We start from the raw sequence: 13,991 nt of genomic DNA, 5'->3' as shown, positions 1-13,991 counted from the left end.
GTGTTCTTGCGGGTGCTGTGGGGGTTGTTGTCTGCCCTCAACACCCGCTGTTTGTCGGCTTCCCCCCCCCCCCCCCCCTTTGGGGTGGGGGGGCCCGGCGCCCGGTCGGACAGGCCCCCCCGGGCGGTCGGTCCGGGAACGAGCCAAGCGCCGGACGGCCCCTGGGTCAACAGCTGAGATGAATCCGGACGGAAAATACGTCAACAGACGTAATCGGACGGCGGGCCTTGCGGACAGGGTGGAGAGGCCGGGCGCGGTTCAGAGGCGGCGGCGGAACACGTCCGTGACGGTGTTGGTGTCGCCCGGCACCAGGTTGCCGTCCTCGGCGTCGAACAGCACCGTGCCGCCCTCGGCGTCCACGTACGGGTTCTGCGCGGCGGCGGTGCTCTGGGAGCCGTCCGAGGCGAGGCTGACCCGCTCGATCCGGCCGGTCCACAGGTCGCGGCGGAACACGTCGGAGGACTGGTTGGTGTCGTCGGCCACCAGGTCGTCCGCGGCGGAGTCGAAGTAGACCCAGCGCCCGTCGGCTGTGATCGCCGGGTCGTAGGAGCCGTCGGTGGGCGTGGTGCCGGGCAGCGGGGTGTTGACCAGGGTGACCTTGCCGGTGACCAGGTCGTGGACGTACAGGTCCATCCGGAGGCCGTGGTTGCCGGGGCGGGGGCCGACGCCGTAGGTCGGCATGCCGTACAGCGCGTAGCGGCCGTCGGGGCTGATCCGGGCGTCCATCAGGCCGACGCCGCGCTCGGCGCCGGTGGTGTCCACACCGGCGACGACCGTCCGGCCGGTGGCGGCGGACCAGACGTAGTACGGGTAGAAGCGCGGGCCGGCCAGCTCGGCGTCCGCCGCCGCCGGGGCCGCGGGGGTGCCCGGGGCGGGGTCGGTGAGGTTGTAGGCCCGGGAGACGAAGCCGACCGTGCGCCCGTCCGCGCTGATGGTCGGACGGTAGGAGTGGTTGTCCGCGCCGGTGCCGCCCGCCGGGCCGGTGGTGACCAGCCGGGTGGTGTGGGTCCAGCGGTCGGTGACGTAGATGTTGATCTTCCCGCGGCGGATGCCGGTGGTCAGGTCGGTGCGGTTCGAGGCGTAGGCGACGTAGCGGCCGTCCGCGCTCAGCGTGGGGTTGTCCGCGCTGCGGATCGTCTCGTCGTCCGCGGTGGCGAGCAGGCCGCCGGTGATCAGCTCGGTGCGCCCCGTCCAGCGGTCGCGGACGAACACGTCGTTCTCGTGCTTCGCCTGGCCCGGGACGACGTTGGTGGCGGCGGTGCTGAACGCCACGAACCGGCCGTCCGCGCTGATCGAGGCGTCCGTGGTGGGGGCGTTCAGCTGCGAGCCGTCGTCGGCGACGCTGACCCGCTCGATGTGGCCGTTGCGCAGGTCGCGGACGTAGACCTCGCCGGAGTTCGGGGTGCCGGTGGACGGCAGCAGGTCGGTCGCGGCCGACGAGAACAGCGCCGAACGGCCGTCCGCGCTCAGCCCGAGCCCGGTCGAGGCGCCGTTCAGCTGCTCCCCCTTGAAGCCCTCGCTGACCCGGGCGGTGTCGCCCTTGGGCGGCCGGGCCTCGGCGGCGGGCATCACGGCGCCGACCGCGAGGGCGGCCACCAGGACGCAGCCGGCGCGGGCGAGCCGGCGGCGGGAACGGGCGGTGATCATGGACATCCTCCCCAGATGACGAGTACCGGGCCCCGGAGTCCCCGGCCCGGTCCGTTCCCGAGCCAAGCGCCGTGCGGACCGGGCGGTCAACGGGCCGAGACGATCTCGGGCCGAAATACGCCACCGGTGGTACTGCCCCGGAAACCGCCCTGCGAGCGGCCCTGCCGGCGGCACCCCGCAGGCCCCGCAGGCGGCGTCCCGGAAGCCCCGGACGGCCCCGGGAGCGGCACCCCGGACGGCCCGCTCCGCCGCGCTGGCAGAATTGACGTGTGATCGACGCACGACGGCTGCGGACCCTCCGGGCCGTGGCGGACCACCGCACCGTGACCGCCGCGGCGGCCGCCCTCTACCTGACCCCCTCCGCGGTCTCCCAGCAGCTGGCCGCCCTGGAACAGGAGACCGGCCACCACCTGCTGGCCCGGGAGGGCCGGGGCGTGCGGCTGACCGCCGCCGGGGAGATCCTGCTCGGCCACGCCGACGCGGTGCTCGCCCAGCTGGAGCGGGCCGAGGCCGACCTCGCCGCGTACAGCGCGGGCGTCGCGGGCGAGGTCACCGTCGCCTCCTTCGCGACCGGCATCTCGCACGTGCTCGCCCCGGCGATCGGCCTGCTGGCCGGTCGCGCCCCCGGCCTGCGGCTCAAGGTGCTGGACGCCGAGGGCGACGCCAGCCTCCCGATGGTGCTGGACGGCCGCGCCGACCTCGCGGTGGCCGTCGAGTACCGCGGCGCCCCGCGCGCCGACGACGCCCGGCTGACCAGGGTCCCGCTGTACGCCGAACCCTTCGAGGCCGTGCTGCCGCTGGCCCACCCGCTGGCCGCCGAGGCCGGGCCGCTGGCGGTGGCCGCGCTGGCCGACGAGCCGTGGATCGGCCCCTATCCGGGCAACCCCTGCCACGACGTGGTCCTGCTCGCCTGCGAGCACGCCGGCTTCCAGCCGCGCCTGCTGCACTCCTCCGACGACTTCCGCGCCGTCGTCGCCCTGGCCTCGGCGGGCGCCGGTGTCGCCCTGGTGCCGCGCTCCGCGCTCCGCGGGGTGGACCTGGCCCGGGTGGCGGTCCGCCCGGTCGACAGCGACCTCGCCACCCGCCGGGTCTTCGCCGCCGTCCGGGCCGGCGCCGACGGGCACCCGCTGCTCCGCCCGGTCCTCGACTCCCTCGCCGAGGCCGCCGCAGCCGGCGCCTGACCCGCCGACGGAAGCACGCTCACGGAAGCCGCCACAGGGCCCGTCTCGGGGCCCGTCTCAGGGCCTGTCTCAGGGGCGTCCCGGCGGGCGGTGGCCCGCCCGGCGCGGTGCCGTCGCGCCCTCGGCCGGGCGGGGCATGCGCTCGATGGCGGAGATCAGCGAGGAGCGGGCCACGCCGTGGGCGTCGGCCACGGCGACCAGCTGCCGCAGTTGTTCGGACAGGCCCGCGACGTCGCCCTGCGCGGCCCCGGAACGCGCCACGACGATGATTCCGCGACCGCGGCCGAAATCGATGAGTCCTTTGGCGCGCAATTTCCGCAGCGCGCGCAGAACGGTGTTCCGGTTGGCCCGGAAATTCGCGGACAAGTCGCTCGCCGGGGGCAGTGACTCGCCTTCGGCATATTCCCCCCGCTCGATCGACCACTGGATCTGACGCTCGATCCGGACATGCAGTGGCGATGGTGAGCCCGGCATTGCAATGCTCATGTCGGCAATGTTAACCGACTTGGTCAACGGGGAGTCAAGCTTCGGCTGTGTCAGGATCGCCGGAAGGGGGTCCGCCCGGTAACCGGCGGGTCGAATTCCGGATTCCCCGCGCCGGTTTCCGCCGATCGCCGCACCGGGCACCGCCGAAGGCCTCCACGGACGGTGAGAATGGTGCCAATGGAACCATCCCCGCCGAATGGCGGGGGTTTCGCCGGAGCGCCGCCTTCCGCCTGTGCGGGGAGTCCCCCGGTGCCACCGGACACCGCCGCCGGAGGCCCGGACGCCACGGTCCGGCGCCGTCCTGACGCTCCGTAGCCAACGGCGGAACACGGTTGCTTCCGGTTCGAACAGTGCCTACGTTCTGTCCTGTGCGGCCCGGACGGAGCCGCCCCACCGAATCCGTCGGATGGACAACGGGGAGATGACGTGAATGACTTCGCGACCACGACGGCGGCCGCCTCAGGCGGACCCGCCTGGACCCACGCACTGGACCGTGTCGGCCGACTGACACCCCGTGAGCGCGAGGTTTTCGTGATGCTCGCCGAAGGCCTGACCAACCAGCAGATGGCCGCCCGGCTACAGGTCACCGAACGCACCGTGCGGGCCCATCTCACGGCCGTCCTGGAGAAACTCGAACTCGAATCCCGGCTCTCCGGCTGCCTGGCCTCCTACGCCCACCTCATTGCGCCGGACCGCACCCCCAGGGCGCCCGCCGCCTGAATCCCGGAAAGCCGCCGGACCGTCGCCGGACTGTCGCCCGCGACAATAGGCACGGAAAGCCCGCCGGGACATCATCGAATCACGGGGGAGGCACCCCCGAACCCGCCCGGGAAACCGGAACGGGACGATTCGAAGGGAATTCGCGATGTCCGACAACGCATTCGACCTGGACGCCCGCATCAGCTCGCCGGTCCAGGGCGGCGGCCAGCTGCCGACGCCGTCGATCAGCACCCTCGCCACCCGCACCATCTGCACCCGGATCGGCTGCAAGGTGACCTCGACCTGTGTCTGCACCACCCTGTGCACCTCGGGCATCTGCTCGAACCCGCAGCAGGACTGACCTCCGGTGAGGTGACGGGTGCTGCCGTGGATACAGGACACGGCAGCACCCGTCCGCCCATTCTCGCGCCGGCCCGCCGCGAACTCCACAGCCGCCGCGAACTCCAGAGCCGCCGCGGACCCCCGGCCCGCCGCGAACTCCGGGACCGTCACCAGGCCGGGGCCGCCACCGCCCCGGCGCCACCCTCCGAGGGAGAACACATGCACACCGTCCGGGAAACCGGCGAACCGTCCGTCCGCACCCCCGACGCCCCGCTCGCCGAACGGGTCCGCGACACGGTGCGCCTCGTGGTGTCCCGGACCGCGACGACCGAGCAGTGGACCGAACTCGCGCTCCGCGCCGCCGACCAGGCCGCTGTGCCGATGGGCTGGTACCCGCCGAGCCTGAGCCACGGCCAGGCCGGCCTCGCCCTGCTCCACCTGTACGCCGCCCGGGCCGGCCTCGGCGACCGCGAGCACGCCCACGGCCACATCCGCGAGGCGGTGCTCGCCACCCAGGTCGAACCGCTCTCCGGCCCCGGCCTGTTCGGCGGCACCGCCGGCCTGGCCCTGGCCCTGGCCGACTGCGCCGAGGACGAACCCCGGTTCCGGCCCAGCCTGCTGCGCCTGTACGACCAGCTCGCCGAGCAGGCGATCGCCACCCCGTGGCCGGAGGACGGGCAGCCGATCAGTGACACCGACTACGACCTGGTCAACGGCGCGGCCGGCGTGCTCACCTGCCTCAGCGCCCTGCCCGAGCCGGGCCCGCGGGTCCGGGAGGCCGCCGCCGTGCTGCTCGACCGGCTGATCCGGCAGGCCGGGCCCGCCGAGCCGGCCGGAACCGCGCGGGGCTGGCTGCTCCGTCCCGAGGTCTACCCGCCGGTCGGCGACCACCACCGGCAGTACCCGCACGGCTACCTCAACCTCGGCGTCTCCCACGGCGTGCCCGGGGTGGCCGTCGCCCTCGCCGCCGCCTGGGCCGCCGGCCACCGCCGCCCCGGCCAGCGCGAGGCCCTCACGGCGCTCACCGGCTGGCTGCTGGGCCACCGGCTGACCGACGACCAGGGCCCGCTGTGGGCCAACGGCGTCCCGGTCGACGAGCTCGGCGCCGAGCGGCCCGTCGCCCACTGCCACGACCAACTCGCCTGGTGCTACGGCACCGCCGGGATCGCCGCGGCCCTGCTCGCCGTCGCCGACTGCACCGGGGACGACGGGCTGCGCGTCAGTGCCGTCGAGGCCTTCGAGGCCGCGCTGCGCCGGGCCGCCGGCGCCGAGCCGCGCACCCCCACGCTCTGCCACGGCCTGGCCGGACTCGTCATGCTGGCCGAGGAGTTCGGCCCGCACAGCGCGGCGGCCGCGCAGGCGCTGCCCGGACTGCTGGAACGGCTGCTGGCGTACGCCGCCCCCCGGCACCCGGTGGTGTTCGCCGACGAGGACCTGCCCGGCAACACCGTCGACGATCCGGGGCTGCTCTCCGGCGCCGCGGGCGTCGCCCTGGCGCTGCTGGCCGCCCTCGCGGACGAGCGGCCCGCCTGGTTCCGCGTCTTCCTGGGGCGGTGAGCCGGGTGTCCCGGTACGTCCCCGCCGACTTCTTCCTGCTGCGCGCGCCCGCGCTGCCGGTCGACGCCTACCACCGGATCACCGCCGACCCGGCCCGCACCCGGGCCGAACTGCTCGCCCTCGCCGAGGACCCGGAGGTCCGCCGGGCGCTGCTGGTGGCCAGCGAGGACCTGGTGGCCGCCCTGGAGCGGCCCGACCGGGCGGACGGGCGCCGCACCCGGCGCCTGCACTCCACGCTGCTGCGCTACCTCACCCGGATGTCCACCCGCCCCACCCCGTTCGGGGCGTTCGCCGGGGTCGCGATGGGTGAGTTCGGCGACCGCACGACCGCCCGGCTGGGCAGCCCGGCGGTCCGCGCCACCCGGGTCCGCAGCGACCTGGAGTGGCTGTTCGCGCTCGTCCACCGGCTGGAGGGCGACCAGGCCCTGCTGCCCCACCTCGACGTGGTCGCCAACTCCACCGCGCACCTCGCCGGGGACCGGATGGTGCTGCCCTTCACCGAGGTGCACGGCGAGGAGGACAAGCGGGCCGTCCGGATCCGGGCCACCGGTCCGGTCCGGCTCGCGCTGGGGACCGCGGCGGCGCCCGTCCCGTACCGGCGGCTGGTCGCGGAACTGGCCGAGGCCTTCCCGGAGGCCGGTGAGGACGCCGTCACGGGTCTGGTCCGCCAGTTGTGGGAGCTCGGCTTCCTCGGCAGCGACCTGCGCCCGCCGCAGACCGAGGCCCGGCCCGACGAGTACCTGCTGAAGAAGGTCGCCGGGCTGCCCGGGGCCGAGGACGTGGCCGAGGGCCTGCGCGCGGTCGTCGACCTGACCCGGACCGCCCACGACGTCGCGGGCCTGCGCGCGCTGGCCGCCGCCCAGACCGCGCTGGTCCCCGAACACCGCGGCCGCACCTACCAGTTGGACGCGGCCCTCGACCTGCGCACACCCACCCTGAACCGTGCCGTCGGCGAAGCCGCCGCCGACGCGGTCGACGTACTGCTGCGGCTGGCCGCCGCCTCCGGCACCGACCACCAGCACCTGGCGCGCTACCGCGAGGAGTTCGTCGAACGCTACGGCGCCGGCGCCCGGGTGCCCGTCCTGGAGGTGCTCGGCGCCGACACCGGCCTGGACGCGCCGCCGCTCTACACCCAGCCCGGCCGCGCCTTCGACCTGCCGCCCACCACCACCCCGCCGGACACCGCCCGGTTCGACGCCGCCCTGCTCGACCTCGCCCAGGAGGCCTGGTGGGAGCGGGCGTTCGAGGTCGAGCTGACCGACGCCAGACTGGACCGGCTCGCCCCGCCCGGCAAGCCCGGCACCGCACCCGTCCTGCCGGTGGTCGACGCCTACCTGAGCATCGAGGCCGCCGACCGGGAGGCGATCGACCGCGGCGAGTGGCGGGCCGTGCTGCGCTCCGACGGGATGGCCCAGGGCGGGCGCACCTTCGGCCGCTTCTTCGACCTGCTCGGGGACGGCGCCGTCGAGCGGCTGCGCGCGTACGCCCGGCGCGAGGAGGCGCTGTTCCCCGACGCCGTGCACGCCGAACTCGCCTTCCAGCCGACCTGGGGCCGCGCCGCCAACGTCGCCGTCCGGCCGCGGATCCGGCCGTACGAGATCCCGGTCAACAGCACCCCGTCGGTGCCGCCGGACCGGGTCGTCCCGCTCGACGACCTGCTGCTCGGCGCCACCGAGGGCCGGCTCTACCTGTGGTCCCGGCGGCTCGGCCGGGAGGTGGTCGTCGCCCAGCACCACATGCTCAGCCCGCTGGTCGCCCCCGACACGGCCCGGTTCCTGCTGGAGGTGTCCTACGACGGGTACGTGCTGCCGGTCGCCTTCGGCTGGGGGCGGCTCGCCCGGGCGCCGTTCCTCCCCCGGGTGGTCCGCGGCCGGGTCGTGCTCCGCCCCGCCCAGTGGCGGCTCACCGCGCCCGACCTCGCCGACCCCGCCGCCTGGCGGGCCCGCTGGAACGTCCCCCGGCACGTCTACCTGGTCGAGGACGACAACCGGCTGCTGCTCGACCTCGACCACCCGCAGACCCTCCCCGAACTGCGCGAGGCGCTCGGACCGGGCGCGGCGCTGACCTTCCAGGAGCTGCTGCCCGTCCACGACCGGCTCTGGCTGACGGACGGGCACGGGCGGCGCCACCACGAGGAGGTCGTCGTCCCGCTGATCGTCCGGGACGCCGCCTCGGCCGCCCGCCACCCGGCCGGCGGCCGGACCACCGCCCCGGTGCCGCGGCACCTGCCCGGCGGCGAGTGGTCGTTCCTCCAGGTGTACGCCGGCCCGGAGCGCCAGGACGAGATCCTCACCGGCCCGCTGCCCGACCTGCTCGCCGAGCTGCGCGCCGAGGGCCTGCTGGACCGCTGGTTCTACCTCCGCTACGCCGACCCCCACCCGCACCTGCGGCTGCGGGTGCGCAGCGCCGACGCGCCGCGCACCCTGGCCCGGCTGCTCGCCTGGGGGCGTGACCTGGCGGGCCGGGGCCTCGCTCGGGACCTCACGGTGGCCTCCTACGCGCCCGAGGTCGCCCGCTACGGCGGCGCCGACTGCTACGACGCCGTCGAGCGGCTCTTCGAGGCCAGCAGCGAGGCCTCGGTCGGGCTGCTCGCCGGCCGCCCCGACCTGCGGCCCGAGCCGCTGCTGGTCGCCGCCGTCGACCTGCTGTACGCCCAGTGGGGCGTCCCGCTGCCGGACCGCGCGGACCTCGCCCCCGGCGGCCGGGCCGACGACGAGGCCGTCCGCCGGTCCTTCCGCGCCGACCGCGACTACCTCTGCGAGCTGCTGCGGCCCTGGCCGCGCCGGCCGCACGAGGAGGGCGCCCGGCACCGGCTGCTGCTCGCCGAGGCCTTCACCGCCCAGCGGCCCGCCGCCGGTGCGGCCGCGGCGGCGGTCCGCCGGGCCGCCGGGGCCGGGCGGCTGGTCGGCAGCGAGCGGCAGGTGCTCGCCAGCCTCGCGCACCTCCAGGTCAACCGGCTGCTGCCGATCGACCTGGCCCGCGAGGAGCGCGCCTACGGCCTGTGGCGGCACACCCTGCGCGCCGTCCGCGGCCGGCTCGCCGCCGAGGCCGCTGCCGAGCCCCCCGCCGGGAACGGCGGCCGCGGCACCGGACGGGAGGGCGGACGATGACCTGGCTGCGCGTCATCGCGCTGTTCTGGCGGCTCAGCCCCGGCAAGGTCACCGGCTACGCGCTCTGCACCGTGCTGAACGCCGCCGTCCCCGGCCTGCAGATCGCGCTCACCGCGCAGGTCGTGCAGAGCGTCGCGGACGCCGTCGGCGGCGTGGCCGGGGCCCGCGACGACGCCCTGCGGGCCGGCTACCAGCTGCTCGCCCTCGCCGTGGCGGGCCACCTGCTCGGCATCGCCGTCCAGTACCTGGACTCGCTGCTGCGCCTGGAGCTCACCACCAGCATCGGTGAGCAGGTGATGCGCAAGGGCATCACCCTGGACCTCCAGCAGTACGAGGACGCCGACGCGTACGACAAGCTCCAGCGGGCCTTCCAGGAGAGCAACGGCGGCCGCGTCTACCAGCTGTTCGCCGAGATGCTGGAGGCCGCCCGCGAACTGGTCACCCTGCTGTCCGTCAGCGCGGTGCTGTTCGCCTGGAGCCCCTGGGTGGCGCTGGTCATCCTGGCGGCCCCGGTCCCCTCGGTGATCGCCCACATGGCGTTCGGCCACAAGGTCTTCGAGATCGAGTACGCTCGTACGGCCGACCGTCGGCGGCTGTACTACTACCAGTACCTGACCACCACCGACCACTCCTTCAAGGAGGTCCGGCTCTTCCAGCTCGGCCCCTACCTGCTGGACCGCTACCGGGAGCTGGTCCACCGCTTCTTCCGGATCGACCGCGGCGTGGCCCGCCGCCAGTCCGTCACCGTCGGCGGCTTCGGCCTGCTGAGCGTGCTCGCCTCCTCCGGCGCCCTGCTGTGGGCGATCCGGGACGCCGCCGACGGCAGCCGGGTGGGCGAGCTGGCCGGCTACCTCCAGGCCATCGGCACGGTGCAGGTGGCCGCGCACGGACTGCTGCTCGGCGCCGCCGCGCTCTACAAGGACACCCTCTTCCTCGGCAACCTGTTCGGCTTCCTCGACCTCCCGGAACGCCGGATCGCCGGCGGCGACCGGCCCTTCCCGGCCACCCTGCGCGAGGGCATCGAGTTCCGTGACGTCAGCTTCCGCTACCCCGGCACCGACCGGCCCGTCCTGGACCGGCTGAGCTTCCGCATCCCGGCCGGCGCCTGCGTCGCCCTGGTGGGCCAGAACGGCGCCGGCAAGACCACCGTCGTCAAGCTGCTGACCCGGATGTACGAGCCGACCGGCGGCCAGATCCTGATCGACGGCGTCCCGATCGAGGAGTACGACATCGACGGGCTGCAACGGAACATGGGCGTGATCTTCCAGGACTTCATCCGCTACGAGATGAGCGTGCGGCACAACATCGGCTTCGGCCGGGTCGAGTCGCTGGACGACCTCGACCGGGTCCGGCAGGCCGCCGGGTCGGCCGGCGCGGCCCCCGTCGTGGACGCCCTCCCCGGCGGCTACGACACCATGCTCGGCCGGCACTTCGAGGAGGGCCACCAGCTCTCCGGCGGCCAGTGGCAGAAGATCGCCCTGTCCCGGGCGTTCATGCGCCGGGCCCCGATCGTCGTCCTCGACGAACCGACCGCCGCGATCGACGCCGAGGCCGAGGCCGAGATCTTCGGACGGCTGCGCGAGATCGCGGGCGAGTCCACCTCCCTGGTCATCGCCCACCGCTTCTCCACCGTCCGGATCGCCGACCGGATCGTCGTCGTCGCGAACGGCCGGCTGGCGGAGGAGGGCACCCACGACGAACTGCTCCGGGCCGAGGGCGTCTACGCCCGGCTCTTCCGCCTCCAGGCGGCCGGCTACCTCGCCGACAGTGCCCCGCACTGACCGTCCCGTACTGACCGTCCCCGTACTGCCCGCGACGCACCGACTGCCGCCGTGCTGCCCGTCCCGGTTCCGACCGTCCCCGCACCGAAAGCCGACCCGTGCCCATCTCCGTCGTCCTCCCGGTCATGCCCAGCGACCCGGCCCAGCTCGTCCCGTACGCCGAACTCGTGCGGGAGGGCCGGGCGGCGCGGCTGTGGCAGGGCCAGTCACTGCGCCTGGAGACCCACCAGGCCTTCGCCTACCTGGCCGGGCTCGGCCACCGGGTGCCGGTGGGCACCGCCGTCGCGCTGATGCCCCTGCGGCACGAGCTCGACGCCGCCCTCCAGGCCCGCTCGCTGGCCCGGCTGACCGGCCACCGGACCGTCCTCGGCCTCGGGCCGGGCGCCGCCGACTTCGTGGCCGAACTGCGCGGCGCGCCCTACCCGCGCCCCGGCGAGGCGGCCGCCGGGTACCTGCGCACCGTCCGGGCGCTGCTCGCCGGGGCCGCCCACGGCGGACTGCCGGACGAACTCGACCACCCCGGTGTGGAGCTGGGCCTCGGAGTGCTCCGCCCGGCGCTGGCCCGGGTGGCCGGGCGGGAGGCCGACGCGGCCATCACCTGGATGACCCCGCCCGGGTACCTGCGGGACGTCCTCACCCCGGCGCTGGCCCGGGGCGCGGCCGAGGCGGGCCGGCCGGTGCCCAGGCTGGTCACCGTCGTCCACGCGGCCCTGGACCGCCCGGGGCGCAACCCGTACCGGCTCGCCTACGACGCCGCCCACGCGCACCTGGCCTCGCCGCACTACACCGACATGCTCCGCCGGGCCGGGTTGCGGGTGCACCCGTCCAGCCCCTCGCTGGGCGCCCGGGCCCTGGTCGACTCCGGCACCTTCGTCCACGGCGACGCCGACGCGGTGGCGGCCGGCCTGGCCGCCTACGGCCGGGCCGGGGTCGACGAGGTGGTGGTCAACGTCGCGGGCGTGGCCGTCGCCGAAGGGGCCGGGGCGGCGCTGGCGGACCTCCGGGAGATCCTCGACGCCGTTCGGAGGAAAGACTGTTGATTAGGCGTCAGATCCCCGGCTCCCGTGGTCGGACCCGCCCACTCGTTCGCGTAGGATCGGATGCCGGGGCGGCGCGGAAGGGGCGGACATGGGCGATGACGTGACGGACTGGCTGGCGGCGAACGCCGTCCCGCTCGACAGCCTGGATGCCGGGGCCCCGGCCGGCGACCTGGCTCCGCTGCGCCGGGTGCTGGGGGAGGCCCGGGTCGTCGGGCTCGGCGAATCCACCCACGGGACGGCCGAGTTCTTCCGGCTCAAGCACCGGCTGCTCGAATTCCTGGTCCGCGAACTCGACTTCGGGGCCCTGGCCATGGAGGCCAGCGCGGCCTCCGCCGGGGCGGTGGACGCCTACGTCCGGTACGGCACCGGCGACCCGGTCACCGCCCTGGACCGGCTGGGCTTCTGGACCTGGAAGACCTACGAAGTGCTCGCCCTGGTCGAATGGTTGCGCGAGCACAACCGGGCGCTGCCCGAGGCCCGGCGGGTGCGCTTCGTCGGCGTCGATCCGCAGCGCAGCGCCGGATCGGCCGAGGAGGTCCACGCCTTCCTCCGGCAGGTGGCGCCCGAGCGGGCCGCCGCCGTGCACCGCACCCTGCGGGCGATCGGCGACAGCACCCCGGCCGGGGACCTCGAAGGCGGCGGTGAACTGCACGCCGGTGCCCGGCAGTTGCTCGACGAACTGGTGGACCGCCGGGAGGACCATGCGGCCCTGGCCGGTGCCGCCGCCACCGACCGGGCGATCGCCCACGCCCGCAACCTGGTCCGGGCCGCCGACCTGGCCCGCCGCCCACCGCTGGGCACCGACGGCAGGACCGAGGAGGGATCGCTCGCCGCCCGGGACCGCCACATGGCCGAGGCCGTCGCCGAACTCCACGACGGCACCGGGCTGCGGACGGCCGTGTGGGCCCACAACAGCCACGTGATGACCGGCCGTTACGCGGCCGGCGTCCCCGCCATGGGCCGCCACCTCCGGGAGCGCTACGGCGACGGCTACTACGCCCTCGGCCTGCTCCTCGGCAAGGGCGCCTTCCGGGCCCGCACCGGCTCCACCCGGGCCCGCCCGCCGCGCCGGCACGGCATCGGCGGCGGCGGACCGAAGTCCGTCGAGGGCCGGCTCGCCGCCGCCCACCGCGACGACCACCTGATCGACCTGCGCGCCGCCCGCGGCGAGCCCGCCGTCGAGGCCTGGTTGGCCGAACGCCACTACCTGCGCAGCTTCGGCGCGGGCGTGCCCCGCTTCAGCTACCGCTTCGAACTGGCGCCGACGGTGCTGGCCGAGGAGTACGACGGCCTCGCCTACGTCCGCCGCTCCACCTGCACGCGGCCCCTGCCACTGCCCCCGGAGCCCGGCAGCCGCTGACCGGTAGCCGCTGACCGGACGCCGCGCGGCACGGACGGTGAGCGGACCACCCCGTACCCCCGGGGGCGGCCCCGGCGGGGCGGGGGGCCCGGGCGGGCGCGCCGCGAGGGCGCGCGCGGGCAGGCCGCCCGCCCGCCCGCCCCCGCCCCCCCCCCCCCGCGCCCGCGCCCCCCCGGGGCCGGGGGTGCGCCCGGCGGATCAGCGCTGGATCTCGACCCGGGCCCGCTCGTCCGGCGTGCCGATGTCCCAGAAGCGGACCGTGCCGCGCGCGCCGCCGTAGGCGCCCGTACCGCCGGTGACGGCCATGTCGAGCGGGGCGCCCGAGCCGTTCGTCCAGAGCGACTGCATCGTCAGCGAGCCGCCCTCGACCTCGATGGTGAGCAGGCAGTGCTTGGTGACCTCCGCGCCGTGGACCTGGACGACCTGGCAGCTTCCGCCCCCGCGGCCGACGGTGCGGCCGTCCTGGACGGTGCCGCCGGAGTAGACGTCCTGGTCGCCCAGGCTCGGCCCGGCCGGGCCGACGTCCACGGTCTCGTACTGGTCGTTCTGGAGCTTGAGTTCGAGCACCTCGACGCGGCCCGGCCGTGGGGCGTCGGCGTCCGCGCTGCCCACGGCGGCGAGGCCGATCGCGGCGGTGGCCAAGGAGGCGGCGGCGATCCTCCTGGCCGTCAGGTGCCTGCTGCTGCGTGCGGTGGTGGCCATGGTGGACCCTTTCGTCGAGAACCCTGATGTGAACTCCCTCGACGCTATGACCTGCGGGCCCGTCCCTTCCAAGACCGATTCCGCTA

General features: G+C 75.4%; 11 protein-coding genes. 8 read left to right on the top strand and 3 right to left on the bottom strand.

Annotated features, from left to right (window positions below; translation table 11 throughout):
* Positions 1–258 precede the first annotated feature (258 nt).
* Positions 259–1,647, bottom strand: coding sequence for a TolB family protein (locus ACFWXO_RS15495; RefSeq protein ID WP_380524435.1), 1,389 nt, complete (start codon positions 1,645–1,647; stop codon positions 259–261).
* Positions 1,648–1,916: 269 nt separating this feature from the next.
* Between ACFWXO_RS15495 and ACFWXO_RS15490 the strand changes: the two genes are divergently transcribed.
* Entirely contained in the window at positions 1,917–2,828 is a 912-nt protein-coding gene (locus tag ACFWXO_RS15490) for a LysR family transcriptional regulator (RefSeq protein WP_375886478.1), read from the top strand.
* Positions 2,829–2,897: 69 nt separating this feature from the next.
* Here the strand turns inward: ACFWXO_RS15490 and ACFWXO_RS15485 are convergent, their stop codons facing one another.
* Entirely contained in the window at positions 2,898–3,314 is a 417-nt protein-coding gene (locus ACFWXO_RS15485; protein WP_375886481.1) for a GntR family transcriptional regulator, read from the bottom strand.
* Between the two features lie 426 nt (positions 3,315–3,740).
* On the opposite strand from ACFWXO_RS15485, the gene ACFWXO_RS15480 reads away from it, so the two are divergent.
* The 7 genes from ACFWXO_RS15480 (at position 3,741) to ACFWXO_RS15450 (ending at position 13,203) form a co-directional block, all read left to right on the top strand.
* A complete protein-coding gene (locus tag ACFWXO_RS15480; RefSeq protein WP_375886482.1) occupies positions 3,741–4,034 on the top strand; it encodes a helix-turn-helix transcriptional regulator in 294 nt (97 codons plus the stop codon).
* 145 nt (positions 4,035–4,179) lie between these two features.
* Entirely contained in the window at positions 4,180–4,374 is a 195-nt protein-coding gene (locus ACFWXO_RS15475; protein WP_375886484.1) for an FDLD family class I lanthipeptide, read from the top strand.
* Between the two features lie 200 nt (positions 4,375–4,574).
* Positions 4,575–5,912 carry a lanthionine synthetase C family protein gene (locus ACFWXO_RS15470; RefSeq protein ID WP_380524434.1) on the top strand — a complete coding sequence of 446 codons (1,338 nt, stop codon included), beginning with the start codon at positions 4,575–4,577 and terminating at the stop codon, positions 5,910–5,912.
* Between the two features lie 5 nt (positions 5,913–5,917).
* Complete coding sequence (locus ACFWXO_RS15465) at positions 5,918–9,022, top strand: lantibiotic dehydratase (RefSeq protein ID WP_380524433.1); 3,105 nt, start codon at positions 5,918–5,920, stop codon at positions 9,020–9,022.
* On the top strand, positions 9,019–10,803 hold the full coding sequence (locus ACFWXO_RS15460) for an ABC transporter ATP-binding protein (RefSeq protein WP_380524432.1): 1,785 nt from the start codon (positions 9,019–9,021) through the stop codon (positions 10,801–10,803). The genes ACFWXO_RS15465 and ACFWXO_RS15460 overlap by 4 nt, the downstream gene beginning before the upstream one ends.
* Positions 10,804–10,901: 98 nt before the next feature.
* Positions 10,902–11,843 carry an LLM class flavin-dependent oxidoreductase gene (locus ACFWXO_RS15455; protein ID WP_380524431.1) on the top strand — a complete coding sequence of 314 codons (942 nt, stop codon included), beginning with the start codon at positions 10,902–10,904 and terminating at the stop codon, positions 11,841–11,843.
* An 88-nt stretch (positions 11,844–11,931) separates the two neighbouring features.
* The gene (locus tag ACFWXO_RS15450) at positions 11,932–13,203 is read left to right on the top strand and encodes an erythromycin esterase family protein (protein ID WP_380524430.1); all 1,272 of its coding nucleotides are present in this window, start codon (positions 11,932–11,934) and stop codon (positions 13,201–13,203) included.
* 198 nt (positions 13,204–13,401) lie between these two features.
* Here ACFWXO_RS15450 and ACFWXO_RS15445 read toward each other — a convergent pair whose 3' ends face one another.
* Positions 13,402–13,905, bottom strand: a complete 504-nt coding sequence (locus ACFWXO_RS15445; protein ID WP_380524429.1) for a hypothetical protein — start codon at positions 13,903–13,905, stop codon at positions 13,402–13,404.
* Positions 13,906–13,991 lie beyond the last annotated feature (86 nt).

Origin of the sequence: Kitasatospora sp. NPDC059088, from assembly GCF_042738155.1 — a bacterium.
GTDB lineage: Bacteria > Actinomycetota > Actinomycetes > Streptomycetales > Streptomycetaceae > Kitasatospora.
Note: the sequence above shows the minus strand (reverse complement) of the source record. Positions and strands in the feature narration are given on the sequence as shown.